General features: G+C 54.6%; 27 protein-coding genes and 1 pseudogene. 8 read left to right on the plus strand and 20 right to left on the minus strand.

Annotated features, from left to right (window positions below):
* Nucleotides 1-40: 40 nt before the first annotated feature.
* The 11 genes from AC3CB2_RS21900 to AC3CB2_RS21950 form a co-directional block, all read right to left on the minus strand.
* Complete coding sequence (locus AC3CB2_RS21900; RefSeq protein ID WP_352936394.1) at nucleotides 41-1225, minus strand: citrate/2-methylcitrate synthase; 1185 nt, start codon at nucleotides 1223-1225, stop codon at nucleotides 41-43.
* An 83-nt stretch (nucleotides 1226-1308) separates the two neighbouring features.
* Complete coding sequence (locus tag AC3CB2_RS21905) at nucleotides 1309-2322, minus strand: DctP family TRAP transporter solute-binding subunit (protein ID WP_352936396.1); 1014 nt, start codon at nucleotides 2320-2322, stop codon at nucleotides 1309-1311.
* A 151-nt stretch (nucleotides 2323-2473) separates the two neighbouring features.
* The gene (locus tag AC3CB2_RS21910; protein ID WP_352936398.1) at nucleotides 2474-3874 is read right to left on the minus strand and encodes a TRAP transporter large permease; all 1401 of its coding nucleotides are present in this window, start codon (nucleotides 3872-3874) and stop codon (nucleotides 2474-2476) included.
* Nucleotides 3875-3879: 5 nt separating this feature from the next.
* Nucleotides 3880-4512: a TRAP transporter small permease gene (locus tag AC3CB2_RS21915; RefSeq protein ID WP_008551724.1), complete on the minus strand. Its 633-nt coding sequence runs from the start codon at nucleotides 4510-4512 to the stop codon at nucleotides 3880-3882.
* 121 nt (nucleotides 4513-4633) lie between these two features.
* Nucleotides 4634-5635, minus strand: coding sequence for a DctP family TRAP transporter solute-binding subunit (locus tag AC3CB2_RS21920; RefSeq protein ID WP_008551419.1), 1002 nt, complete (start codon nucleotides 5633-5635; stop codon nucleotides 4634-4636).
* Between the two features lie 179 nt (nucleotides 5636-5814).
* A complete protein-coding gene (locus tag AC3CB2_RS21925) occupies nucleotides 5815-7182 on the minus strand; it encodes a sigma-54-dependent transcriptional regulator (RefSeq protein WP_014287141.1) in 1368 nt (455 codons plus the stop codon).
* Between the two features lies 1 nt (nucleotide 7183).
* Nucleotides 7184-9013 (minus strand): sensor histidine kinase, encoded by a 1830-nt coding sequence (locus tag AC3CB2_RS21930; protein ID WP_352936401.1) that lies wholly within the window; start codon nucleotides 9011-9013, stop codon nucleotides 7184-7186.
* Between the two features lie 88 nt (nucleotides 9014-9101).
* Nucleotides 9102-10169 carry a molybdenum ABC transporter ATP-binding protein gene (modC, locus tag AC3CB2_RS21935; RefSeq protein WP_352936403.1) on the minus strand — a complete coding sequence of 356 codons (1068 nt, stop codon included), beginning with the start codon at nucleotides 10167-10169 and terminating at the stop codon, nucleotides 9102-9104.
* Nucleotides 10162-10866, minus strand: coding sequence for a molybdate ABC transporter permease subunit (gene modB / locus AC3CB2_RS21940; protein WP_008551620.1), 705 nt, complete (start codon nucleotides 10864-10866; stop codon nucleotides 10162-10164). Before modB ends, modC begins: the two co-directional genes overlap by 8 nt.
* Nucleotides 10863-11648, minus strand: coding sequence for a molybdate ABC transporter substrate-binding protein (modA, locus tag AC3CB2_RS21945; RefSeq protein WP_352936405.1), 786 nt, complete (start codon nucleotides 11646-11648; stop codon nucleotides 10863-10865). The genes modB and modA overlap by 4 nt, the downstream gene beginning before the upstream one ends.
* Before the next feature lie 109 nt (nucleotides 11649-11757).
* Nucleotides 11758-12222: an SRPBCC family protein gene (locus tag AC3CB2_RS21950; protein ID WP_352936407.1), complete on the minus strand. Its 465-nt coding sequence runs from the start codon at nucleotides 12220-12222 to the stop codon at nucleotides 11758-11760.
* A 104-nt stretch (nucleotides 12223-12326) separates the two neighbouring features.
* Between AC3CB2_RS21950 and AC3CB2_RS21955 the strand changes: the two genes are divergently transcribed.
* The 4 genes from AC3CB2_RS21955 to AC3CB2_RS21970 all read left to right on the plus strand — a co-directional run bounded on the left by AC3CB2_RS21955 (nucleotide 12327) and on the right by AC3CB2_RS21970 (nucleotide 14333).
* A complete protein-coding gene (locus AC3CB2_RS21955; RefSeq protein WP_352936409.1) occupies nucleotides 12327-13025 on the plus strand; it encodes a helix-turn-helix transcriptional regulator in 699 nt (232 codons plus the stop codon).
* 126 nt (nucleotides 13026-13151) lie between these two features.
* Nucleotides 13152-13478 carry an ArsR/SmtB family transcription factor gene (locus AC3CB2_RS21960; RefSeq protein WP_352936411.1) on the plus strand — a complete coding sequence of 109 codons (327 nt, stop codon included), beginning with the start codon at nucleotides 13152-13154 and terminating at the stop codon, nucleotides 13476-13478.
* On the plus strand, nucleotides 13471-13935 hold the full coding sequence (locus tag AC3CB2_RS21965; RefSeq protein ID WP_352936413.1) for an SRPBCC family protein: 465 nt from the start codon (nucleotides 13471-13473) through the stop codon (nucleotides 13933-13935). The genes AC3CB2_RS21960 and AC3CB2_RS21965 overlap by 8 nt, the downstream gene beginning before the upstream one ends.
* A complete protein-coding gene (locus AC3CB2_RS21970; protein WP_352936415.1) occupies nucleotides 13932-14333 on the plus strand; it encodes a GFA family protein in 402 nt (133 codons plus the stop codon). The genes AC3CB2_RS21965 and AC3CB2_RS21970 overlap by 4 nt, the downstream gene beginning before the upstream one ends.
* Nucleotides 14334-14340: 7 nt before the next feature.
* Here AC3CB2_RS21970 and AC3CB2_RS21975 read toward each other — a convergent pair whose 3' ends face one another.
* Together AC3CB2_RS21975 and AC3CB2_RS21980 are read right to left on the minus strand one after the other, a co-directional pair.
* Nucleotides 14341-15228 carry an NAD(P)/FAD-dependent oxidoreductase gene (locus tag AC3CB2_RS21975; protein WP_352936417.1) on the minus strand — a complete coding sequence of 296 codons (888 nt, stop codon included), beginning with the start codon at nucleotides 15226-15228 and terminating at the stop codon, nucleotides 14341-14343.
* A gap of 142 nt (nucleotides 15229-15370) precedes the next feature.
* Nucleotides 15371-15655 (minus strand): annotated as a pseudogene (locus AC3CB2_RS21980) (ester cyclase); the annotation flags it as partial.
* Nucleotides 15656-16015: 360 nt separating this feature from the next.
* Here AC3CB2_RS21980 and AC3CB2_RS21985 point away from each other — a divergent pair.
* A complete protein-coding gene (locus AC3CB2_RS21985; RefSeq protein WP_352936419.1) occupies nucleotides 16016-16594 on the plus strand; it encodes a TetR/AcrR family transcriptional regulator in 579 nt (192 codons plus the stop codon).
* A gap of 3 nt (nucleotides 16595-16597) precedes the next feature.
* Here the strand turns inward: AC3CB2_RS21985 and AC3CB2_RS21990 are convergent, their stop codons facing one another.
* From AC3CB2_RS21990 to AC3CB2_RS22010, 5 genes are all read right to left on the minus strand, one after another.
* Entirely contained in the window at nucleotides 16598-17167 is a 570-nt protein-coding gene (locus tag AC3CB2_RS21990; protein WP_352936421.1) for a GNAT family N-acetyltransferase, read from the minus strand.
* Between the two features lie 11 nt (nucleotides 17168-17178).
* Nucleotides 17179-18789, minus strand: a complete 1611-nt coding sequence (locus AC3CB2_RS21995; RefSeq protein ID WP_352936423.1) for a GMC family oxidoreductase — start codon at nucleotides 18787-18789, stop codon at nucleotides 17179-17181.
* Between the two features lie 83 nt (nucleotides 18790-18872).
* A complete protein-coding gene (locus tag AC3CB2_RS22000; protein WP_352936425.1) occupies nucleotides 18873-19340 on the minus strand; it encodes a DUF1203 domain-containing protein in 468 nt (155 codons plus the stop codon).
* A gap of 85 nt (nucleotides 19341-19425) precedes the next feature.
* Nucleotides 19426-20205 carry a tellurite resistance TerB family protein gene (locus AC3CB2_RS22005; protein ID WP_352936427.1) on the minus strand — a complete coding sequence of 260 codons (780 nt, stop codon included), beginning with the start codon at nucleotides 20203-20205 and terminating at the stop codon, nucleotides 19426-19428.
* 134 nt (nucleotides 20206-20339) lie between these two features.
* Nucleotides 20340-20807, minus strand: a complete 468-nt coding sequence (locus AC3CB2_RS22010) for an Lrp/AsnC family transcriptional regulator (RefSeq protein WP_008551672.1) — start codon at nucleotides 20805-20807, stop codon at nucleotides 20340-20342.
* 135 nt (nucleotides 20808-20942) lie between these two features.
* On the opposite strand from AC3CB2_RS22010, the gene hppD reads away from it, so the two are divergent.
* A complete protein-coding gene (gene hppD / locus AC3CB2_RS22015; protein ID WP_352936429.1) occupies nucleotides 20943-22055 on the plus strand; it encodes a 4-hydroxyphenylpyruvate dioxygenase in 1113 nt (370 codons plus the stop codon).
* Nucleotides 22056-22228: 173 nt separating this feature from the next.
* Here the strand turns inward: hppD and AC3CB2_RS22020 are convergent, their stop codons facing one another.
* Complete coding sequence (locus tag AC3CB2_RS22020; RefSeq protein WP_352936431.1) at nucleotides 22229-22957, minus strand: gamma-glutamylcyclotransferase; 729 nt, start codon at nucleotides 22955-22957, stop codon at nucleotides 22229-22231.
* 213 nt (nucleotides 22958-23170) lie between these two features.
* On the minus strand, nucleotides 23171-23941 hold the full coding sequence (locus tag AC3CB2_RS22025; RefSeq protein ID WP_352936433.1) for a nuclear transport factor 2 family protein: 771 nt from the start codon (nucleotides 23939-23941) through the stop codon (nucleotides 23171-23173).
* A 179-nt stretch (nucleotides 23942-24120) separates the two neighbouring features.
* On the opposite strand from AC3CB2_RS22025, the gene AC3CB2_RS22030 reads away from it, so the two are divergent.
* On the plus strand, nucleotides 24121-24498 hold the full coding sequence (locus AC3CB2_RS22030; protein ID WP_014287162.1) for a winged helix-turn-helix transcriptional regulator: 378 nt from the start codon (nucleotides 24121-24123) through the stop codon (nucleotides 24496-24498).
* A 159-nt stretch (nucleotides 24499-24657) separates the two neighbouring features.
* Nucleotides 24658-25419 carry a MerR family transcriptional regulator gene (locus AC3CB2_RS22035; protein ID WP_352936435.1) on the plus strand — a complete coding sequence of 254 codons (762 nt, stop codon included), beginning with the start codon at nucleotides 24658-24660 and terminating at the stop codon, nucleotides 25417-25419.
* Nucleotides 25420-25439 lie beyond the last annotated feature (20 nt).

The following is a 25439-nucleotide window of genomic DNA, read 5'->3' on the forward strand; positions in this document are numbered from 1 at the left end:
TTAAAGATCAAAAAAATTAACTATTCAACTGTGCCGTGCTTCAGGTTGGACGAATACCAACATATGCAGCACGCGGACGTATTTGTTCTTGCATTTGATATTGTTCCAGCGCTTGCGCGATCCATCCGCTAATTCTTGAAATACAAAACAAAATTCCGGCGGAATTTTTTGGTAGCGCGAGAATCTGCTCCAAAAGTGCTAGTGGAATATCCACATTCACGGGCTTTCCAAACAGCTCACGCGACCTTTCCAGCAAAGGCGGAATCAATTCAATGAGTGGGTGATTCAGCTCACTTTGAATGAGTTTGTCTAATAGGAATTTGCCCCGAGGGTCCATCCCACCATAGATAGAATGGCCCAATCCCGGCAGATATTCGCCGTTCATACAACGCTCTTGCAGCACCTTCTCTATATCGTCAACATCATGAATATGCTTCAGCCAACTCAGCACACGCTCTGCATTTGTTCCATGTCTTGGACCCATGAACGCCCCAAGCCCGGATACTAGAACCGCATGCAGCGGTGCTCGGGTAGAAGCAGCACATCGCACAGCATAGGCACTGGTGTTCAGCTCATGGTCCGCACACAAAACCAGCGTCGCACGGATCAGATCAATGGCCTTCTCATCCTTGATCTCCCAAGCCTGAGCAATCTGCCTATGCATCGGATCTGTGCTTGGTTCCTGCATCAAGAGTGCACTGGCAGCCAGGCGAATGAGGCTCGCGCCCTTCTTCTTCAAAAGCTCCTGAGACAGCGTATAAGCCGCGTTGTCCTGCTCCGGCCACGAACACAAAGCAACAATCGCCCGCTCAACGGGCCTCTGGTGCGAGCTGAAGCCTCCAACGCCCTTTGGAGCAGGCTGAGCAAACGGATCATTCTCGCAGTCCCACAACAACGTCGCCACGCTCTCCAGCGTCCCCGCCTTCGCCAACTCAAGCGCAGACTGTCCCCGATAGTAGTGCCCATCTTCAGTCAGAAGGGTAAGCTTTGTCTCCAACACGCCCTTGGCCGCTGCGCTGCGGGATTGCCCTTCCTTGTCTTCCACGCCTTCACCAGCTCGGCGACTTCTCAGAAAACGGATGTCAGAAGCATCATAAAGCCGGGTGCGCCCCGGCCCCTGAACGGAGCGAACAAGCCCACGGCTCACATAGGCATAAAGCGTAGCTGGGCGCACACCCAACTCATTGGCAGCTTCTTTGGCGGAAAGATAAATAACCTCAGACATGGCGCACCTATTACATGATCAACATTGATCATACGAATAAGATACGCGCGCGCAATAGCTACGGAGAGCCTATCTGAAAGCCATCAGTTGTCCTCGGGCGTATTAGCAGCCACAGCCGCTGCAATCAGGTCCTTGCCGATCTGATCCTCAAAGTCACCCCACACAGGCCGCATCACATCCACCCACTGCTGGCGCTGCTCAGGTGTCAGCTCACGCACGGTGTAGCCTGCATCAACAATCCGTTGCCGGTTCTCTTCGCTGGTCTGAGCCGCTTGTGCATTGGCTTTCACCAACGTTTCTTGGAAGATCTTCAGAAACTGATCCCGCAAATCAGGGTCAAGGCTCTCCAACCATTCCTTGGGTGCGAACACCACATAGGCCAGCAGTTGATGATTGGTCTCGGTAATCCCGTTCTGGACCTCATAGAAGCGTGACGTGAAGATGTTGGACCAGCTGTTCTCCTGCCCATCAACAACACCCAGCTGTAACGCCCCGTAGACTTCCTTAAACGCCAGCTTCTGAGCACTCGCCCCCATCGCCTCAATCATCGCCACAGCCACATCAGAGTTCTGCACGCGGAATTTCAGTCCTGCTCCATCAGAAGGAACGAGCAACGGCTTGTCTGCAGAAAAGTGCTTCAGGCCATCGAAGAGATACCCAAGTCCAACAACCCCAAAGTCAGACATCACATCAAGCAGCTCCTGCCCTTGCTCACTGGCAGTAAACCGCTGCACCGCATCCATATCCTCAAACAGGAAAGGCAGATCAAAGAGCCGGTACTTGTTGGTGTAAACTTCCAGCTTTGAAAGAGAAGGCGCCGCCAGCTGCACATCACCTAATATCAGGGCTTCCATCACCTTCTCATCATCATAAAGCTGGGAAAAGGGAAACACCTGCATACACGCCCTGCCATTCATCTCGGAGTTCACCCGCTCCGCCAGCATGCGCGCAAAATCCCCCTTAGGATGGCCTCTCGGCGGCACAACATGGCTGAACTTGATGACAACTTCGCCAGGCTTACACTCAATCTGGGCGAACGCAGGTGAAGCAAAAGCAACGCCCAGAGCGAAAATGATAGAAACGATCGCTCTCTTCATCGGCTCCTCACACAAACATTGGGGAACCTTTATTGTCGCATTTTACCCCGAAAATCAGCCTAAGCTAATTCGGCGAATTTGCTGCAAATCAGTGGAGATACAAAAAAGCCGGAGCAAATGCCCCGGCCTTTCAAAGAACTCATCAGTTCCGCTATTTGACGATGACCTCAGGCCCCATCATGTAAGTCGGCAGCGCCGTGGAGAGCCACGGCAAGTACGTGACCAACACGAGGAACACCAGCAGAACCATCACGAACGGCGCAGCAGCACGCACCACCTGCACCAGACTCATGCCCGTTATGCCCGACGTCACAAACAGGTTTAGTCCGATTGGCGGTGTGATCATGCCGATCTCCATGTTCACCACCATGATGATACCGAGGTGGATTGGATCAACACCCAGCTCAATCGCAATCGGGAACACCACAGGTGCCACAATCAGCAGCAGGCCAGATGGCTCCATAAACTGACCACCGATCAACAAGATGATGTTCACTGCAATCAGGAAGGTGAACCAGTTGAAGCCAGCACCAATCATCCAGTCAGTGATGATCTGCGGAATGCGTTCAGCGGTCAGCGTATGCGCAAACAGCAGCGCGTTCACGATGATGAACATCAGCATGATCGTGGTCTTACCACTCTCAACCAGCACCTTGCGGGTATCGCGGTGGAAGAACGCAGGGAAGAAGTAAAGAACCAGCAGACCAATGTTACGGCCAACTGCTTCAATCAGGTTTTCACCCGGCTTACGCCACTTCTTATCCTTCAGCGGCCCCATATCACGGTAGATGAACAGAGCAATCAGACACGCATAAACAGCAGCCACAGCAGCAGCTTCAGTTGGCGTGAACACACCAGCATAAATACCGCCAAGGATGATCACGATCAGGAACATACCAAAGGCAGCTTCAGCAAACGTGGTCCAGAGCACCTTCATGCTTGGAAACGGCAATGCAGCCAGATTTTTCTTACGCGCGATGAAGTAGATGGTCACCATCAGCATCAGACCGGCAACGATGCCCGGAATAACACCCGCGAGGAACATACGACCCACGGAAACGTTGGTCGCAGCCGCATAAACAACCATCACGATGGATGGTGGGATCAGAATACCCAGCGTACCAGCGTTGGCGATGATGCCGGCAGCAAACTCCTTGGAGTAACCAGCCTGACGCATCGCGGCAATCGCAATGGTACCAATCGCAACCACGGTCGCAGGAGAAGAACCAGACAGCGCAGCGAAGATCATACAGGCCAGCACGCCAGCCATAGCCAGACCACCACGCACCCAGCCAACAGTCGCAACCGCAAAGTTCACGATACGACGTGCCACACCACCGGTGGACATGAAGCTGGAGGCCAGAATGAAGAACGGAATCGCGAGCAGTGTAAAGTTCTGTGACGCATTGAACATCTGAATGGTCACAGAGCTCATGGAGTCATGAGAGAACAGCGCGATATAGAGAACGGAAGACAAGCCAAGCGCAATCGCGATTGGTGCCCCGATAAGAAGCAGCCCAAAGAGCAGCAAAAAGAGAACAGCGGTTTCCATTGGGCTTAGTCCTTCAGCACGTCTTTGTTTTCTTCAACGAGCTCTTCAGCTTCGTGCGCAGCAATCATCGTGTCGCGTTGGCCGGTGAGAATGAGCCAGCACATTTGCAGCGACCGGAAAGCGAGAAGGGCAAGGCCAATTGGCAGAATGACGTAACCCCACCAGCGAGGAACGCGCTCTTTCACGCCAAACATCTCCTGATACCACTCAGGGAATTTCAGATCTTCCATACCGATTGGAAGCTTGTAGTACTTGGCCACGTAGTCGAACGCACCACCGGTAGAACCGCGGTTTTCCAGTCCGAGCAACACACCAAACCAGTCCGCATCAAACAGCAGCGCCGCATAAAGCAGTGTCACCAACGCGCCCAGAAGGCCAAATGCGCGGAAGATTGGTTTTGGAAACAGGCGGATGAAAGCATCAACGCCAAGGTGTGAGCCAATTTTCAGGCCGTAGCTCATACCGAAGAGAATAAGCCACGCAAACAGTACGCGGGTGAACTGTAGCGCGCCACCCCAACCCGAGTTAAAGCCGTACCGCATGACGACCTGCCAGAAGGTTACCAGCGTCATCACAGCAAGGATGGTGGCAATAAACCCTTCTTCGAAAGCATCTATTATTTTATTTAGTCGAGACAAAGCGCCCTCCCCCAACAGCACTCTCATTTCTCAGTGTGTTGCGGCACCGAGAAAGAAACCATTGTGGTTTTTCAGGGTCCGCCCGACCAATGGCCGGACGGTCCTATCAAAATGTGTTGGATTAGTTGTTTGCTGCGACGGCAGCGTCGATCACATCCTGACCGATGTCATCAGCAAATTTGCCCCATACAGGCTTCATCACGTCAACCCACTGCTGACGCTGCTCAGGTGTCAGAGTGCGAACTTCCACACCAGCTTCGATGATCTTCTGCTTGTTAGCTTCGTTGATAGCGGAAGAACGTGCGTTCGCATCGTTGGTCACTTCAGTGAAGATAGTGATGAACTGATCGCGAACTTCTGGATCAAGGCTGTCGAGCCATTCCTGAGAAGTCACAGCCAGGTAAGACAGCAGCTGGTGGCTGGTTTCTGTAATACCGTCCTGAACTTCAAAGAACTTCTTGGTGTAGATGTTGGACCAGGTGTTTTCCTGACCATCAACAACGCCAGTCTGCAGAGCGCCATACACTTCTTTAAATGCAAGCTTCTGAGCGTTTGCTTCCATCGCTTCAATCATTGCCACAGCAACGTCAGAGGTCTGAACGCGGAACTTCAGGCCAGCCGCATCAGCAGGTGTCACCAGTGGCTTGTTTGCTGAGAAGTGCTTGATACCGTTGTAAACATAACCAAGACCTACAAAGCCGATGTCAGACATCGCGCCCAACAGTTCCTGACCTTTTTCACCCTGTGTGAACTTGTTCACTGCATCCATATCGGAGAACAGGAACGGAAGGTCAAACACACGGTACTTGAGTGTGTAAGCTTCGAATTTCGCAAGAGAAGGCGCAGCGATCTGAACGTCGCCGAGCAGCAGAGCTTCCATCACTTTGTCATCATCAAACAGCTGGGAGCTTGGGAAAACCTGCATACAGGCCTTACCATTCATCTCATTGTTGATGCGCTCAGCAAGTGCAGTTGCAAAGTCACCTTTTGGGTGACCGGTCGCGGACACAACGTGACTGAACTTGATAACAACTTCACCCGGATCACACGCTTCAGCAGCAACAGCCTGAGTAGCGGTGAACATGCCAGCTGCAACTGTGGCAGCAGTAATAATCTTCTTCATAGTATCCTCCCAGATGGAACGGAGCGAAGCTCCTCACACTACCAAAAGCAATCTGCGTGCCAGTTTAAATACCTATAATAAATACAGCTACTTACGGAATTTCACCTAATCATTCAAAATGCATTTGTTTCGAATAAGTAACATTGACTATTCAAAAATGTGTCGAATTCGACACATTTCTATTCGCCAACCTCATCCTTGCTCAGCCCATACTTCTTCATCTTCTCGTAAAGCGCCTTGCGAGAAACGGAGAGGGCTTCGTATGTCGGCTTGATTTTGCCGTCGTTCTTCTCAAGTTCAGCGGCAATGATATCGCGTTCATAGGCACTGACGCGCTCAGCCAGAGTACCGCTTTGTGGTCCGGCGACAGCAGCAGCCGCCCCAGCTGCCTTAGGTTGTCCCTCAAGCCCCAGTACAAACCGGTCCGCTACGTTACGCAGTTCACGCACGTTACCCGGCCACTCACGTTGCATCAGCTCTGAGAGAAACTCTCTCGAAATCTCAGGGACTTCTTTGCGATAGCGTGCCCGCGCGCCCCGGGTCAGATAGTGGAACAGCACCGGAATATCCTCCAGCCGCTCCCGCAGAGGCGGAATAGCCAGCGTGATCACGTTGAGGCGATAGAACAGATCCTTCCGGAACCGCCCTTCATTAGAAGCAGCCTCAAGATCTTCCTTAGTTGCTGCCACAAATCGCAGATCCAGCGGAATGGCCTTGTTGGAACCGAGGCGCTCAATCGTCCGCGTCTCAAACACCCGCAGCAGCTTCACCTGCAAGTCGAGCGGCATGGACTCAATCTCATCCAAAAACACCGTCCCGCCATGAGCATGCTCAAGCTTACCGATCCGCTGACCACTCGCCCCGGTAAATGCACCTTTCTCGTGCCCAAACAGCTCGCTTTCGATGATATCCGCCGGCAGCGCGCCGCAGTTCAGCGCCACAAACGGTCCATCTTTGCGCAGACCTTCCTCATGCAGCGCACGGGCAACCACTTCCTTACCAGAACCTGTCTCACCCAGAATAAGCACGTCAGCATCAGTGCCAGAGAGCGCCGTGATCGTGTTGCGCAGCGCTTCCATGGAGGGTGACTTGCCCACGATGCGCTCTTCCAGACCGGAAAGGTTGCCCAGCTCCTCACGCAGCACACGGTTTTCCAGCGTCAGGCGGCGCTTCTCCAGCCCACGCTCCACCACAGCAACCAACCCACTGACGGGGAACGGCTTTTCTTTGAAGTCATAGGCTCCAGCACGCATGGCTTCCACCGCCAGCGGCACATCACCATGCCCCGTAATCAACACAACGGGCAACGCGCTGTCGATCTCGAAGGCAGCTTTCATCAGATCAAAGCCACCCATCTTCGGCATACGGATATCGCTCACCAAAACGCCGTAGAACTCATGCGTGATATGCTCCAGCGCTTCCTCAGCGCGGGAAAACGGCACCACGTGGTAGTCAGCCAGTTCCAGCCCTTCTACCAGCGCCTCACGCATATCCTCATCGTCATCGACCAGAAGAATGGTGGCTTTATCAATCGCCCATACGTCCATACTAAACTTCTTCTTCCTCAGGATCGCCGGAAGTCTCCGAGACGTCCTTCAGCACAATCACAAAACACGCACCGCCAAGCTCAGACTGCTCATAGTGCAGCTGCCCTTCAAGGTCCTCGATTATCTTATAGGCGATGGAAAGACCAAGCCCCAATCCTTCACCAACATCCTTTGTGGTGAAGAACGGATCAAAAATGCTGGCAACAACATCTTCAGGCACACCCGGGCCGTTGTCCTCAAACCGAATGACCACCTGCTGCTCTCGGTGAGAAACAGTGATCCGAATGCGCGGCTCCAGTTGCTCTTTCATCGCATCCAGCGCATTGCTCATCAGGTTCATCAGCACCTGCGCCAAGCGCACTTGCCCGGCCAGCACCTCAAGCGACTTATCTTCCTGCACCACCTCTGTGTGCACACCCATCTGCTTGCAGCGCGGCCCCGTCAGCATCAGGATTTCGCCAACCACGGCAGATACTTTCACCGGCACCAGATCACGCCCTGCTTTTCGGGTGAACCCTTTCAGGATCTGGCTGATCGCCGCCATACGCTCTACCATGGCGACAATCTTGCCAAGGCTCTTCAGCGCCCGATCAGACTTGCCCGTCTCAATCAGCACCTGCGCATTTTCGGAGTGGGTGCGGATCGCGCCCAACGGCTGGTTAAACTCATGGGATATCGCAGCAGACATCTCGCCCAGAGTCGCCAGTTTGGCGGACTGCACCAGCCCCGCTTGCGCCTGCTGAAGCTCTTTTTCCGCCGCCTCACGCTCTTTCACTTCCTGAGCCAGCAACGCATTCATGTTGGAAAGCTCACGGGTTCGCTCATGCACCCGCTCTTCCAGCCGTGCCGCATAAACCTTGTCCTGCCGGATCCGCTCCAGCAATCGCCGCCGTCGCTCCCCGGCCATCCAGAACAAACCACCGCTGACAACACACAGCAGCAATGCCACCAGAGCCGCCCAGATGGACTGCTGCCGAACCTGAGAGGTATCTGCAAACAGCACCACCTTCCAGTTCAACACCGGAAGCTCCTGCTCAATCATCTGGAAGTTGGTTTTGTTGAAAGGCGGGCTCAGACGCACCAGCTCAAAGTCCAGGTCATACCAACGCTGGTCAATCACACCATTTTGCGTCCCCGAAACTCGCCCACGTCGTGTCGTGCGCTGCGCGAACAGTCGTTCCCCGCGCCAACTGGATTGGTTGGTTGCTACTACAATGCCGTTCTGGTCCACCGCAACAAGGCGATCCTTGGAGAGCGCCCAGTTCTGCTCCACCTCCTCAAGGCTCACACGCACAGCAATAAAGCCATAATCCTGCTCGCCTTGCCGAACCGGCGCGATAAACACGTAACTGGCAGGCCCACCATTGCGAGAGAGCACCAACTGACGCCCAAGCCGCCCCTGCCGCGCCGCCTTCAAAGCATCAGCGTAAGAGGACATGCCCCGCTCAGCCATACTGGCATTGTCGATCAGGTTGGAGGCAACAATCTCGCCATCAGGTTTCTGAAACCAAACTTCCTGCGCACCGGACATGCCCGCAATCACCTTGGCAACATTCTGCCCGCGCTCATGCTCATCTTCAGCAAGGATCTGCACAATGTCCGAGCGCCGCGCCAACAGCGGAGGCAGCAAACGATACTTGTCGAGATACTTCTCAAGCCCCGCCGCCTGCACAGACAAAGTCGCCTGACTGCGCGTTTGCAGGTCTGCCATATAAAACTGGCCGCTGAGCTGCATCACGACCCAGGCCACAACAAGCGCAAACACAGCAAACGTCACCAGTGCAACACTGGAGACCCGCTGCCATCGCTCAGATCTGCTTGTCCTGTTCACGTCGCTTGTCCGATTTAGAATATGGTGGCGATGCCTCCCAAGACATCACCAAATGCGCTCAATCACGTACGGTGTAACGCGTGTTCGTTCACTGGTCTAGCGCAACACTTTTGATCAAAGCAAATACCTGTTGTCCGGCAACCAGCTGCAACTCATGCACGGAGTGACGTGTCAGCCGCGCCCGCAAATGCTGCTCCCCAACCCGGCAATCCACTTCAGCGTACGGGCCAGAGGTCTCTGTAATCCCTTCAATCACAACGGAGAGCACATTACGAACGGATGCCTCTTCCGGCGCTTTACGAGCCAGAGCAACATCCTTCGCCTTGATGCGAATGCGCGCATCCTGCCCTACAGTACCCAGTTGCCCCGGCAACTGCAGCATCTGCCCTTCCAGACCAAACTCAGTGATCTGCCACTGCTCATCATAGTGGTTCAGAGTGGCAAACAGCAGTGAGCCAGCATCCGGCCCGCTCGCCAACTGAGGCAGCTCCAGATTGCTCAGCATCTGCGCAATCGGCCCATGCGCCACCACAGACCCGGCATCCAGCAGCACCAGCGTGTCCGCCAGCTGTTCGATCTCACCAAGACTATGGCTCACATAGAGCATCGGGATGCCAAACTCGTTCTTCAGCTTCAGAAGATACGGCAGGATCTCAGCTTTCCGCGAGGCATCCAACGAGGCCAGCGGCTCATCCAGCACAAGAAGCTGCGGATTGGAAAGCAAAGCCCGCCCAATCGCCACACGCTGCTTCTCCCCGCCAGAAAGCCCATGAGGCCGCCGCTTCAGCAAGTGGGAGAGTCCCAGCAACTCAGCAATCTCAACAAGCCCAACAGCAGACTTACGCCCTGCCGCCCACTGGCTGTAAAGCAGGTTCCGCTCCACGTTCATATGCGGAAACAGGCGGGAATCCTGAAACACCATGCCCACCCCGCGCAGCTGAATTGGCACACTGATGGAAGTCGCCCGATCAAAAACAACCCGCTCGCCCAGCGCAATACGTCCACGGTCGGGAGCAGACAGCCCGGCAATCATGCGGATCAACGAGGACTTGCCAGCCCCCGATTTGCCAAAGATCGCCGTGATCCCGCTGTTCACCTCAAACTGGGCGGAAAGCGAGAAGTCACCCAACTGGCTGGAGATGTCGACATCAATCATGCTGCCCTCCCAACTTGCGGGAGAGGCGTCGTGAAATCACCTCAGAGAACACCAGTGCACAGATGGAAACCACAATCGCAATCACCGTCAGGCGGATCGCCCCCGCATCACCAGAAAGGCTCTGCATCTCCGTATAAAGCGCCAGCGACAGCGTGCGCGTCTCACCGGGAATGTTGGAAACAAACGTAATCGTCGCCCCAAACTCACCCATCGCCTTGGCAAAACCAAGGATCGCACCACTCAGGATACCCGGCAGCGCCAACGGTAGCGTAATCAGCAAAAAGGTTTTAAGGCGAGAGGTTCCCAGCGAATGCGCAGCTTCTTCCAGCTGCCCATCGGACAGTTCAAAGGAAAGCTTCACCGGACGAATGATCAGCGGGAACGCCATAATCCCTGCGGCAAGTGCAGCGCCCGTCCATCGGAAGGCGAACACAATGCCAAACACATCCGCAAAGAAACTGCCTAACATGCCCTGACGCCCAAACAGCACCAGCAGTACATAGCCCGTCACCACAGGGGGCAGCACAATCGGCAAATGCACGAGGGCATTCACCAGCGTGTATCCGGGAAACTTCCAGCGGGCGAGAGCATAGCCGAGCAGAACCGCAGGCGGCAGCGCAATCGCAATTGCAAGGCTCGCAACCTGCAGCGATAGCTGGATCGCTGCCCATTCTGCATCCGTCAGATAAAAGCTCAATCGCCGCTCACTTTGAAACCATGAGCCTGAAAGATCTTGCGCCCCTCAGCACTCTTCAAAAACTCCATAAAACCTTCGCTAGCCTTGGAATGGCCAGAGGTCAAGGCTCCCGGAATAACAATAGCACGATGACTGTCCTGCGGAATTTCTGCAAGCACCCGCACACCGTGTTCCACTTTCGCGTCAGAAGAATAGACCAGCGCCAAAGGCACTTCGCCCCGCGCTGCAGCGGCCAGAGCAACACGCACATTCTCCATGGGTGCCACCTGACGCGCCACACTCTCCCACAAACCAAGGTTGGTCAGCGCCTCTTTGCCATAACGCCCGGCTGGCACCGTCTCCGGCTCTCCCATCGCCAAGCGCCCATCTCCCAACACAGTCTGCAAGGCTTCCGCATTCAGCTCAACAGCTTTTGCGCCCAGCGCCTCAGAGCCGACCAGTACAAGCCCGTTGGAGGCGAGCTCCACCACACTGTCATCCACCAGCACGCCGTTCTTCACGGCATACGCCATCCACGCATCATCTGCTGTCACCAGCACATCAGCGGGCGCACCGGCCACAACGTGGCGGGTGATGGTTTGCGACCCGCCAAATGAGAACTCGGTCTTGGTGTTATGGGATTGATCAAACTGCGCGCCAGCATCTTCCAGCACATCCTTCAGGCTGGAGGCGGCGAACACCAGAATGCGCTCCGGTTCCTGCGCAAACGCACCAGCCCCGCCGCCAACAAACAGCGCGAGGCTTACAAAAGCTGCAGAACAAAAACGCCAGAAACCAGTCACAATCAGGATACTCCATTTCGCGAGTCCGACTGGAACTATAAGGACCTAACCCACCCGAACCACTGACTCATATCAAGGCCCGCATGGGTTTCGTCAAGCGTATTCATCTCTAAGCTGCAATTGCTCTGGGCGCTTTCACCTTTGCAGAGAGACCTTTCAGGTTCGCATCAAGCACCTTGCCCATCATCATTTTCAGCAGGGTCTGGCCCATCAACCATCCAAGCGGCCCATACTTCATACGATAATCCATGCTCCACACCACCAGCGACCGACCTTGAGTGTGCGGCTTGATGCAAATCTCCGCATAAGCCTCATGCAGCGGCATAGACGGCGCTTCTAACAACCGAACGCGATATCGGTGATTAGTCTCCCACTCAGTCACCTCTTCAACCACGGAGTTGCCATCCTCAAAGTGACAGCGCCGCTTGGAACCAACCCCATCCGGCCCCTCTGTCAGAGCATCAACGGACTTCAACAGCGGAGCAAATTCATCGATCTGCATGAACTTGCCAAGCACATTCCAAATTGCATGCGCGCGGGCATCAATCATCAAAGAACGCTCAAAGTGTATCATCTGGATTTCCTCAGTCTTCGCAAACATCTTGCTTGGTGCTGAACCCTTGATACAGTGGCGCTGCTGACACCGTTATGGCAGCAGCATGACAGCAGGAGCCCGCAATGCGTCGCACGGAACGCCTTTTCCACATCATCCAGATTTTGCGGTCCAGCCGGTCTCCTGTCACAGGACGCGCGCTCGTTGACGAGCTCGAAATCTCCCTGCGTACATTGTATCGCGACATGGCTGAGCTCATGGCCCAGCGCGTGCCCATCACCGGAGAAGCCGGAACAGGTTACGTGCTCGACGATGCCTACGACATGCCACCATTGATGCTAACTGCTGACGAACTGGAAGCCGCTGCACTGGGCGCCGCATGGGTGGCGACACAGGCAGATCCATCCCTTGTTCGCTCCGCCAGAGATCTGGTCGCCAAACTCTCTGCTGCCATACCGTCAGAGCTACGCCCGATCATACTGGATGCTGGAGTCAAACCCATCGCAACCAAACCACCCGTCAGCGATCAGTTCGACGGCGTCATCCTGAGACGCGCCATAAGAAGCAGAACCAAACTGCAGCTCACCTACAAAGACCAGAGCGAGCAACTCACCACCCGCATCATCTGGCCCATGTTCATCGCCTATCTGGATAAGGTCCGCTACATCGTCGCGTGGTGCGAGAGCAGAGAGGACTACCGGCATTTCCGAACCGACCGAGTTCACTCCATGGAAGTTCAGTCCGATAAATACCCAGCCCGCCGCGCCTCTCTCATCAAGGGCTGGGAAGAAACCGTAGCCTCCAAGCGACAAGCCTCAAAGTAACAACAGCTTACCAACCCAACTCTCCGGACATCCCTCAGGCCCAGCAAGCCAACCAATACAGCTAAACTTGACACCGCTCACCATAACTGTTTAGAAATATCTAAACAGTATAGAATCTACTAAACCATGTCCGACCTGAACACCACATTCGCCGCCCTCGCCAATCCGGTTCGCCGACAGATGTTGGATGACCTGCTCCACGGCAGCAAGACCGTGAAAGAGTTAAGCCACCACCACGACATGACACCGGGCGCAATCTCGCAGCACCTCAAGGTTCTTGAGGAAGCGCAGCTGATCAAACGCACCGTCAAAGGCCGAGAGCACCACTGCGAGCTCGCCACAGCGGGCCTCGATCCCATGCTGGAATGGACAGAGCGACACAAAGCGTTCTGGCAACAAAAACTGGCATCCTTCGGCGCTTATCTCGAAAAACAGGGAGACGGCGATGGCTAGCACAGCAAACCCCGACTACAGCGTCAACGAGAGCATGTGGTTTGACACGGATCTGGAAACCGCCTTCACAGGCTGGACAGATCCCAAGGCCATTGCCAGCTGGTTCGGCCCACCCGGCTACACAGCGGAGGTTCTGGAGCTGAACCTCATCCCCGGTGGTCACTGGCGGTTTCGCATGGTGCCAGAAACAGGTGCCCCTTCACACCATTCAGGCCGATACGTCGAAATCTCCCGCCCCAACACCCTGACCTTCACGTGGGAGAGTGAGGAAGACAACCACCTCACACAAGGACGCGACACACTGGTGACCATCACATTCACCGAGGAAGCCGATGGCGTCCGCATCACCATCCTTCACGAACACCTGCCAACACAGGAAGCAGCACAGTCCCTCACCTACGGCTGGGGCCGCGGCATCATCTGTTTTGGCCACTGGCTAAGGAGACTGGAAGAATGACAGAGCAACTCACCGGTGGATGCGCCTGCGGTGCAGTCCGTTATGAAGCAGCTGGCGAAATCGAGTTTTCCTTCAACTGTCACTGCCGAAAGTGCCAACAGGCTACCGGCACTGGCCATTCATCAGCCTTCGCAGTGGCAACCAGTCAGGTTCAGTTTCACGGAGAAATCCGCGAGTACAAAGCCTCAAGCGACAACGGTGCAGCGACCCATTCCGGCTTCTGCCCCACCTGCGGCTCCCCACTCACCAGCCGAACAGAACGCTTCCCGGACCGCATCTACATCCACGCCGCCACATTAGACGATCCAAGCCGCTTCTCTCCCACTTTCACCGTCTTCGAAGAAGCCGCTCAGCCATGGGATCCACCAATGAAAGAGCTGGAAGCAGCACCAAGATAAAGCACCGCTACAACTCCGGATCAAGCAAGGACCGATGCACCTGCATTCCAGCCCAAACCCCGTCCCCCACGGCAAAGGAAACGGAATGCGGAACGCGGGCCACGTCCCCACAGGCAAACACACCGCGAACGGTTGTCTCCTTGAACTCCGAGGTCACAATCTGTTGCCCCATGATGTGATCCTCCAACGCACACCCAGCAGCCTGAGCCAGCCCACTAGAGGGATAGGTGTTGGAGACTACAAAGATGGCAGAGAACGGTAGTGTACGCCCATCTTCAAGCACCACATCCGCAGTGCCCTCAATACGGCTGATCCTAATATCTTCAAGGGTAACACCACTGCGCAGCAAATGTTCACGCTGCTCGTCTTCCAGCGGAGGGGCACCATTGGTGAAGAAGGTCGTCGGTCCCCACTCCGGCATAATCTCCGCCTGATGTAAGGAGACGGGATTAAAGGCAATCACAGCAATCGGTTCTTTGTGCAGCTCATAACCATGACAATACGGGCAATGCAAAACAGACGTGCCCCAACGCTCTGCCAATCCCGGAACATCCGGCAGCTCATCCCGCACACCTGTGGCCAGCAAAATCCGGTGCGCTGTGAAATCAGTGCCCTTGTCGGTACTGACCCGATACGCTCCAATCTCACCTAAGATCTCCTGCACCTGTCCCTCATACCAGGTCAGATCAGGATAGACATCCAACTGCTGTCGTGCCTGCGCCCAGATATCATCGGGCTTCACCCCATCCTGCCCAAGAAAACCATAGGCATGCTCAGAAAAGCGGTTCCGCCGTTCACCTGCATCAATCACCAGAACAGACCTGCGCGCCCGCAACAGCTGCAAAGCCGCCGCCATCCCGGCATAACTCCCCCCAACCACAATCACATCATGCATCTTCAGGGCCCTCTGCTGCTGGCATCCAGTTCCTCTGCCAACAGTACTGCACCCTCACCAAAGCATCCTTAAACACAACAGGACATCATCACCGCCGAACAAAAAAGGGAACCAATTGATAGGCCCCCTCATTCCAAACAGTTCATGGCTTCTTTGTAATCTGCCGCAGAAGTGTGGCAATCTCTTCAACGTGCCAAAGCCCGTTGATCTTGCCGTTCTCATCAAACTCCCAAAGCTCCATTCCCGCAGCATCAAACTCATTGCCAGATGCCGGAATGCCAAAGAGAGGGCCATCATGCGTCCCCACATAGCGCCAGCGCACAAGGGCTTTGCTGTCACCAACAGGCTCAACAAACGTGATCTCGTGGCGCCCATCAGACGAACCATCCTGCAGAGACTTATAAAAGTCCGCCACAATGTCCCCGCTGCTTTCATTTGTCTGGCCCGGGCGCGGATCATGGTTTGTATGAGTCTCGGAGAAGAAAGAGAAAAAGTCTCCCGATCAAACGGGCGTGCGTCCGCCACTTCATAAAACGCAGTCATGGCATCAACGGGCGCCAGCTTCTCGGCAACAGCACCAGTCACACTCAACACAGACAGCACCAGCCCGATGCCCAGCGATTTCAACTTCAACATAAAAAGTCCTTCAGCTTCGGGAAGCACGAGCCCCGCACTTCCTGTTAAACGGAAGCGTCCTTTCTTTACCAACTTTACAAGATTCGCAAGTTTGTAAAGCTTGACAAGTTCGTGATCAGCACTATGACTTTCCGCATTCAGGGAGACTGCTGTGCAAACCAATCCTCAAAAACCTCGCGATACCCGGGCGCGTATTCTGAGCTCGGCCGTTGAGGTGTTCATGCAGTTTGGCTTCAGAAAATCGTCACTTAATGACGTCGCCCAAGCCGCCAATGTCTCCCGGCAGGCGCTTTATCTTCACTTCAAAGACAAGACGGATCTCTTCCGAGAAGCCAGCGCGTTCACGTTTGAAGAAAACCTAAAGCTGGTGCAGCAGACCGCCCAATCTGGCAAACCTCTGCAAGTCATTGTCACAGAGATGTTCAGCATCTGGCACGGCCAATACGTTGGCAAGATCGACCATGTCGCCTCAGACTTTGTAGCAGCCGCAATTGAAACAACTGGCGACATCATGCAGTCCGCAGAAGCCAGCTTCCTGTCTGAAGTCGCAGCAGCAATCGAGCAGGCAGGCCTGCCTCATCTGCAGCAAACAACAGAGGGCACACCGCTCAAGATCGCGCGGCTTCTCAACACCTACTCAAAAGGCCTGAAGCAGGAAATCACAACGGAAAAAGAGTACCGCGCGGGCATGAAAGAAGCCATGGAAACCATGCTTGGGCTAACCAAATAGCCCTCACACCTCATCCAACAGTTCGCCAGAATTCAAGCGTTTCCGAAGTTCCGCAGGAGCCAGATGCCTCCAGATCTCAGCGGGAGGTCTTTCCGGCAATTTGATGTCACCAACGTGGTGAGCACCAAGCCGTTTGGCGAGCGAGCGTGAGCCTTCGTTTTCCCGCACAATAACGCTGATTGCCGTTTCCCAACCCAGATCATCATAAACGTATCCCAAAGCCGCCTGCACAGCCTCAAAGGCATAGCCCTTGCCCTGAGCCTCCGGGATCAACGCATACCCGATTTCTGGCTCAGGCCACTCAAGCGGATACCACGGCCCAGCGTACCCAATGGTTTTGCCATCCTCTTTCCGCTCCACAGCAAACACCGTAAACCCGCGCATATACCAATGCCCGATGATGGTCGCCATCTGTCTCCAGACCATATGTTCTGAGCGGGCACCACCAACATATCGGGCAGTCTCCTCATCGCAGAAAATAGTCTTGAGACACTCGAAGTCCTGCTCCTGCCAGGAACGCAGAACCAGCCGCTCAGTCTCTAATCTGGGAACCGGAAGTTCAGTAAACGACACAGCAAAGCCCCTTAAGCTGCCACCACAGAGTTCTTGCGATCCTCACGGATCATGTCCGATGCCTTTTCCGCAATCATGATCGTCGGAGAGTTGGTGTTGCCGGAGACGATGCGCGGCATCACGGAAGCATCGACAACGCGCAAGCCCTCAATGCCCTTCACCTTCAGCCGCTCATCAACCACCGTGCCCATGGAGCAGGTGCCGACAGGGTGGAAGATCGTGGTGCCAATATCCCCCGCAGCGATGGCAAGGCCTTCATCACTCACCAGATGCGCACCCGGCAGATATTCTTCCGGCGAGAACTCAGCCATCGCCTTGGTTTCCATAATCGTTCGTGTCAGGCGCAAACTATCTGCTGCAACCCGTCGGTCACTCTCCTCAGAAAGGTAGTTAGGCTGGATTTTCGGATGCGCGGTCGCATTACCGGAACCGATATGAACGCTTCCACGCGAGTCTGGCCGCAAGTTGCAGACGCTTGCGGTAATCGCAGGGAACTCATGCAGCGGCTCGCCAAACTTATCCAGCGACAACGGCTGAATGTGATACTCAATATTCGGCGTTTCAAAAGAACTATCAGAGCGCGTAAACACTCCAAGCTGACTTGGCGCCATGGACATAGGCCCGGACCGGCTCAGCGCATACTCCGCCGCAATCTTTGCCTTGCCAATCAATGAGTTCGCCCGCTGGTTCAGCGTCACTGTATTCTGAACTTTATAGATGCTGCGGATCTGCAAATGGTCCTGAAGGTTCTCACCCACTTGCGGCTGATCCAGCACCATGTCGATCCCATGCCCCGTCAACCGCTCAGCTGAGCCAATGCCCGACAGCTCCAGGATCTGCGGAGAGCCGATCGCCCCCGCACTCAGGATAATCTCACCGGTGCAGGCGGCAGAAACCATCTCGCCCTTCACCATCATACAGACGCCCGTCGCGCGGCGCCCACCAAACTCCAGCGCCGTCACCTGCGCATCTGTCAGAACCTTCAGATTACTGCGCCCTGCCGCTGGCTTCAGGAACCCCTTGGAGGTGTTCCACCGCACACCTTTGCGCTGGTTCACCTGAAAATACGAGGAGCCGAAGTTGTCACCGCCATTGAAGTCATCAATCTTCGGAATACCCACTTCTGCGCAGGCATCACGGAACCGGTCAAGGATCGGCCAGGACAGACGTTGCTCCTCAACACGCCATTCGCCGCCTTCCCCATGCACTTCAGAAGACCCTGCATAATGATCCTCTGATTTCAGGAAATACGGCAGCACATCATCCCAGCCCCAGCCGGTTAGCCCCAGCTGGCGCCAGTTATCATAATCCTGCGCCTGCCCGCGCAGATAAAGCATGCCATTGATGGAGGAGCACCCGCCCAGCAGTTTGCCACGCGGGTAATTCAGCTTGCGCCCATTCAGCCCCGGCTCCGCCTCGGTCTGAAACCCCCAGTCCATACGAGGATTGCCCATGCAGTACAGATAGCCAACGGGGATATGCACCCACGGATGTTTGTCGCTGCCGCCCGCTTCCAGCAGCAGCACTTTCACATCCGGGTCCTGAGAAAGCCGGTTCGCGACAACACAGCCAGCCGAACCGGCTCCAACCACGATGTAATCCCAGGTTCCCAATGCGCGCATATCGGCCCTCCCAAGCCCCAATCCTCTTTGCGACCTAAGATAGAAACTGAGCGGGCCAATTGCACTAGTAAGATATGTTTAGATCACCCGCGATGCGCCACCGCTGCAAAGCACCCACGCCGTGCATAATGCATTTGAATATAAGAGACATCCGGATTCTCAAAGAAGCTCTCCAACATCGGTTTGATGTCTTCACCCTGCGCGATATCCGCCTCAACCATCATGTGGTTTGCATCAAACCCGCGCAGTGACAGCAACCGGGACGACAGCGACACCGGAACCTCGTTTTCATAAGGCGTAGCATCTGAGGCATTCTCGCGCACGAAGATCGCATGGGAGGCTTTGTAAGGCGTGTCATTCGGCTGGTAGGCGTAGTTCAATAGAAACACCCGCTCCCCAACCTCGGCATCATCCAGCGTGATACGGCACGGAAAACCAGGCTTCTCGTCAGCCACATAAACAACCACATTGCGCTCCGCCAACTGCTCTTCGCTCAGGCCGTTCAGTGCTTCAAACTCGTTGGATTTCAATCCAGAAATAATAAAAGCCATAGGTCACTCCTTAAGTTGGGAGCAACCTATGGCCTTCCGCAAACCGTAACCACCCGATTTGCGAGCAATACATTTTTAAGCGCGGTTATGCCTGCGCTTGAGCCGCGGCGATCGCCTTGTCCAGCTCCGTAACCAAACCACTATCCAGCTGCAAACGCGCAGCCAGCATCATCAGATAAGCCTGCTCAGCCGGAAGGTCCGGATCAATCGCAAGGCGGGATGCGGTGTAAATCTCTGCTGCTGTCTCCGGGCAAGTCGCAAACGCCACCACTCGGTCGATATCCAGTGGAGCGCGCATCTCATCCAGAACGAACGCTTTTTCTTCAGCACCCAGACCAAGCTCATCCAGCTTTTCAAAGATGCGCTGCATCTCATCACCGTCTACATTGCCATCTGCCTTGGCCGCCTGGATCATCGCAACGATCAGCGCCATAGCAAACTCTTTGGCATCACCATTCCCTGCATCCGGGTCAAACGCAGTGCCGGTCGGGTCCGGCAGCGCAAGAGGCTCAGGAACAGGCACCACAGTTGCGGGAGCCGCCTGTGTCTGCGTCTGGGCAGAACCGTGGGAAGCCGCACCACCGCCACCACCACCATTGTTCTTACCATCCTGCCATGTCTGGAAAGCTTTGTAGGCAAGGCCGCCAACCAGCGCCATGCCACCGTATTTCACGGCCTTTTTGCCAAGTTTCTTGCCCTTCTTGCTGCCAAGAAGGTAACCAGCCAAACCACCGGCTACAGCACCACCTGCGAGTCCGCCAGCGTTGTTTTTGATGTACGACTGCCCTTTCTCCATGGCACCACGGGCCTGATTACCCCCGTTGGAACCTAAGAACTGATCAAGAAGTGCCTTGCTGTCGAACATCTGTAATCCTATCTCGTTGATCTTGGGCGCTACACGCCAAACCTCTTAGGACATGGGAAGCCATCAATTTCACTTCAAGATGCTCTCTCCCGCAAAAGTGCAACCTGACAAAATTGTAATGTTTGAGAGCACACCTACTGCCCGAGCGGCAAATGGTTATCGTCGCGCAGCGTGTCCATCGCGATGGAGCTGCGCACGTTCTGCACTGCCTCATGGGGCAGCAGATCATTGTTGATCACTTCACTCAAGGCCTTCAGATCTTTCACCCGGATCTTGAGCATGTAATCCATGTCCCCCGTCATGGCGTAGGCCTCCTGCACACTGGGAATGGTGCGCACCAGATCCCGAAACAGCCGGGCGTTTTCCTTGTTGTGCGTGGCCAGCGCGACGCCAACAAACGCCATCACGTCCAGCCCCAGATATTCCGGCGAAAGATCAGCCTTGTAACGACGGATCACCCGCTCCTGCTCCAACCGTGTCCGCCGCCGTGAAACCTGCGAGGCTGAAAGGTGAATCACCTCTCCCAATTCCTGATTGGTCTGGCTGGCGTCTTCCTGCAGCGCTGCAAGTAACTTAAGGTCAAACTGGTCAAGCTCAATCATCTTTCGCACCAAATCAATATATGACGCACAATTTGTGCATATACTGCGTGATTTTACGTAAGAATGCAAACCTGTCGCGCCACAGATATTTCAGAATAGTTCCAAATTGCAATCGCCTTGTTTGAGGAGGAACAAATGGGCCCATTTCCGCACGATGCAGGACCAGCTGAGATTACAGCAGAAAACCCAGCTGGTACCGACGGTTTCGAATTCGTTGAGTTTGCGCATCCGGAGCCGGAAAAGCTGGACGTTCTCTTCCGCCGCATGGGCTTTGAGCCTGTCGCCAAGCACAAGAACAAGGACATCACCGTCTACCGCCAGGGCGATGTGAACTACATCCTCAACGCTGAGCCAAACAGCTTCGCCTCCCGCTTCATCGACGAGCACGGCCCTTGCGCCCCGTCCATGGCATGGCGCGTTGTAGACGCACAGCAGGCATTTGAGCATGCCGTCAATCGCGGCGCGGAACCTTACACCGGTTCCGACAAAACCCTCGATGCACCTGCCATCATGGGCATCGGCGGCTCCCTGCTCTACTTCATCGACAAGTACGGCGACAATGGCTCTGCCTATTCAGAAGAGTTCGACTGGCTCGGCGAGACAGACGCCAAACCAACCGGCAAAACCTTCTATTACCTCGACCACCTGACCCATAACGTCTATCGCGGTAACATGGACAAGTGGTGGGCGTTCTACCGTGAGCTCTTCAACTTCAAGCAGATCCACTTCTTCGACATTGATGGCCGCATCACCGGCCTCGTCAGCCGCGCGATCACATCCCCATGTGGTAAAATCCGCATCCCGCTGAACGAGTCCAAGGATGACACCAGCCAGATCGAAGAGTACCTGAAGAAGTACAAAGGCGAAGGCATCCAGCACATCGCCGTTGGCACCGATGACATCTACGAAGCCACCGACATGCTGGCAGAAGATGGCCTCAAGTTCATGCCAGGTCCACCACAGACCTACTACGACCGCAGCGCCGAGCGCGTCCACGGCCACACCGAGCCACTCGACCGCATGGCCAAACACGGCATCCTTATTGATGGGGAAGGCGTTGTGGGCGGCGGCATGACAAAGATCCTGCTTCAGATCTTCTCCAAAACCGTCATCGGCCCAATCTTCTTTGAGTTCATCCAGCGCAAAGGCGACGAAGGCTTCGGCGAAGGCAACTTCCGCGCCCTTTTTGAGAGCATCGAAGAAGACCAGATTCAACGCGGCGTCCTAAAACAATCCGCCGCCGAATAACCAGCAGGACTCACTGCTGAAAAAAGACCGGAAGCGACGGGGGCGCTTTCGGTCTTTTTGTTTGATATGCATGGCCAGCTCTGTGCTTTGGCAATACCAGATGGGCAAACCATCCCAAATGGCCGAAGTCACCATTCCCGAAAGCAGGATCCTGTGAAGCGAGAAGCTCATGTTTAGTTTCTCGACGCCTCACGTTTTTCTTGAACTTTCGAGTGTATCCGCTCCAGCCCATCATCTGATATGCCGAAGGCTTTTAAGCTGGATAGCGTATTTAAGAGATACTCGTGACAGCTACCAAGTGGACCTTCAGCATAGGCAAGTCTCTGAGAAATCTCATCTTCACTCAAATGCCCGATGTAGGACCGATGCGACTGCTTGACAACAAACGCTAATGTGCTGATCGGACCATTGTTTGTTTCTGCTTTCAACCAACGCGCTTCATAAGCTCCGGATATCATCTCCCGTCGCCAGAGGATCAAAAGCTCTTCTTCAATTTTCTCTTGGCTGATGCGAAAAGCGATGCCCTCACAAGAAGAGCCAGGCTCTAAACCCAACATCACGCCGGGTTTGTCTCGAGTACCTCGACCAAAAGTTGACAAGCAAAAAGAGCGATGCCAACCCGGCAGAACTGTGGCTCGTTTCTCTGCAAATTCAAATGCAGGATTCCAGATCAAGGAGCCATATCCGAACACCCAAACATCTTGGTTTGCACTGAGGCGAGAAATAAACTTTTGCAGCGATGTTTCAATTTCACCGTCAGAAAGCAAAGTGTTCGATGGGCCTGCGATCAGACGCGCTGCTTTTAAGAGCGACCCATCTCTTAAACCCTCACGAGTGACGGATAGCCCGCTCATTTTGTTTTTGGGGTGGCCTGAACTGTCACCATGTGTCTGACTTGCCAACGTTCACTCCTAAATTGATGATTTAGTGAGACGTTCAATCCGACCAAAGTAAAAGTCTTCTTCTTAGCTATTGTCACCACAAATAATGGCAAAAGTTGAAGCCACGTTTGCATCAACGAGCAAATTGTCCAAAAGGCAAAACCGGAAGCCCATCAGCTCCCGGTCTCCATATCCGGCAAACAGGCCCCAACCAGCCCAATCTCTTATCAATCGTCAAAACTTGCCGTTCTCATGTGCCATTTCGGCTGGGGTTGGAGACACTACGTCCCAGTGCTCAACGATTTTGCCGTTTTCTACGCGCCAGAGGTCGAAGAAGGCCCACGGCTCGCCACCCATGGTGGCATCGGAAGCGACGAAGACGAAGTTGCCTTCTGCAACAACCAGCTGTGGCTCAAACTTGGTGATCACTTGGCCTTGTGCAGCAAAGGCTTCAATGGCGGCCATCAGTCCGGCCAGCCCATCCTTAATCGATGGATTGTGCTGCATGTATACGGCAGGGTCCATGTAGTTGGTGACCTTCTCCGGCGCAGCGCCGCCAAGCACATCACGAACGAAGCCAACAACCAGCTCCTTGTTTGCTTGTGTCTGGTCAAGATCAATGATCTCAGTCGGCCCATCTGTCATGCCACGCCCTGATGCAGTCACCTCAGGCACAGGCTGAAGGTTATCCCAGTGCTCAACAACCTTGCCATCCTGCACGCGAAAAACATCAAAGGCTGCAAGAGAAGAAGCGCCGAACGCCTCAGCATTCTCATAGGTGTTGTGAAGCACGACCAGATCCCCCTCTGTGATGACACGGTGGGTTTTCACGGTCACACCCGCCTGCTCCACAATCGGGATCAGCCCAAGCAAACCTTCTGCCCCTGTAGGCACCTGCGGATTGTGCTGAATGTAATCCGGCGCAGTTACCTGGCGTGCAGCTTCCGGGTCGTGATCTGCAGAAACAGCCATGAAAAGAGTGAGAACCAGTTCTTTCGGTGTCATGAAGAATCTCCTTCTGATTTGGTGATGGAGATATGGTATTCAAAACGCACTAAGTTGCAATTACGCACTTTAAAAGCACCTGGTTTGCTAAAGCATACTGCCTTTAATATCTGATACTTGCTTAGAGGTATTCTGGTACTATTATTGATGTAGGTATTCAAAAGGTTCTAGAGGTCGCCATGCTGCCAATCGGTGTCGCAAGTAAAGCCGAAGCATCCAACTGCTCCATCCGTTCCATTCTCTCAAATGTGACTGGCAAATGGCGGATGATCATCATTCTGGCATTGGAAGATGAGCCCAAACGATTTGGCCAGATCAAACGCTGCATCGGCGATATCACCCAGCGCGTGCTGACAGAAAACCTGCGCGGCCTTCAACGCGACGGATACCTGACCCGCACCGTAGAACCCGGCCCCCCCGTCGCCGTCTCCTACGAGCTCACCCCACTCGGACGCAGCCTGCTGGAAACACTAAAGCCCCTCGTCTACTGGTCCCACGAGCAAATGGACCACATAAAAACCGCCCGCATAGAGTACGACAGAACGCAGGCTGACTAACGCACGAGCCTTTGCAGCATTCCTGCAAAGGCCATTCCCTTCATTTATGGATTACCCCTCCTCTACATTTCCAACACCTCACCAGCCAAGCCAACCAGCCTCTGCTTCCTAAATTTTTAGGGTTGACCCTCACATGACGTGAGACCGCATAGAGGGGTTATGGAAAACGAACTCAGAGAATACTCAGTAGGTGAATTGGCGCGAACAGCGGGTGTGAGCGTGCGGATGCTGCATCATTATGATGCGATCGGGCTGCTCAAGCCTGCTCATGTAGCGAGCAATGGCTATCGCATCTACGGCTATACCGAAGCATTAAAACTGCAGGAAATATTGTTCTACCGCGCCGCAGGTATGCCCCTTCGCGAAATCGCTGAGGTGCTGAACGAAGAGCAACCGCTGCAAAGGCTGCTCACCCATCGCCAGACCCTAGCAAAAGACTTGGCAAACCAAGCCGCAATGCTCGCCACGCTCGATCGCACCATTGCGCATTTAAGAGGAGACGCCCCCATGTCGATTGAAGACCTCTACAAGCCCTTCTCAGCCCAGCAACAGGCAGATTACGAAGATTGGCTTGTAGAAACCTACGGTCCAGAAATGGCTGAGGCCATTGAAAAAGCACACAAACATGCAGAAGAGAGCCCTGAAAGGTTCTCCAAAAACCGCATCAAGCGCCTGCGGGAGATAGAGACTGCACTGGTCGAAAGCTACGAAGCCGGAGCCGCACCAGAAAGCGTGGACTTAACTGCACATCAGAACTGGGTCTCGGATATGTGGGGGCAACCTTGCGATGCGCAGGCCTACAGAAAACTCTCAGAGCTCTACCTGGCGCACCCCGACTTCATCGCCCGCTTCGAAACCCTCTCACAAGGCTTCAGCCGATGGCTCTCCACCGCAATGACCGCTTGGTCAGAGCGGAATTAGGTCTAAAACACCTTCAGACA

Source organism: Pseudovibrio sp. SCP20, from assembly GCF_057774105.1.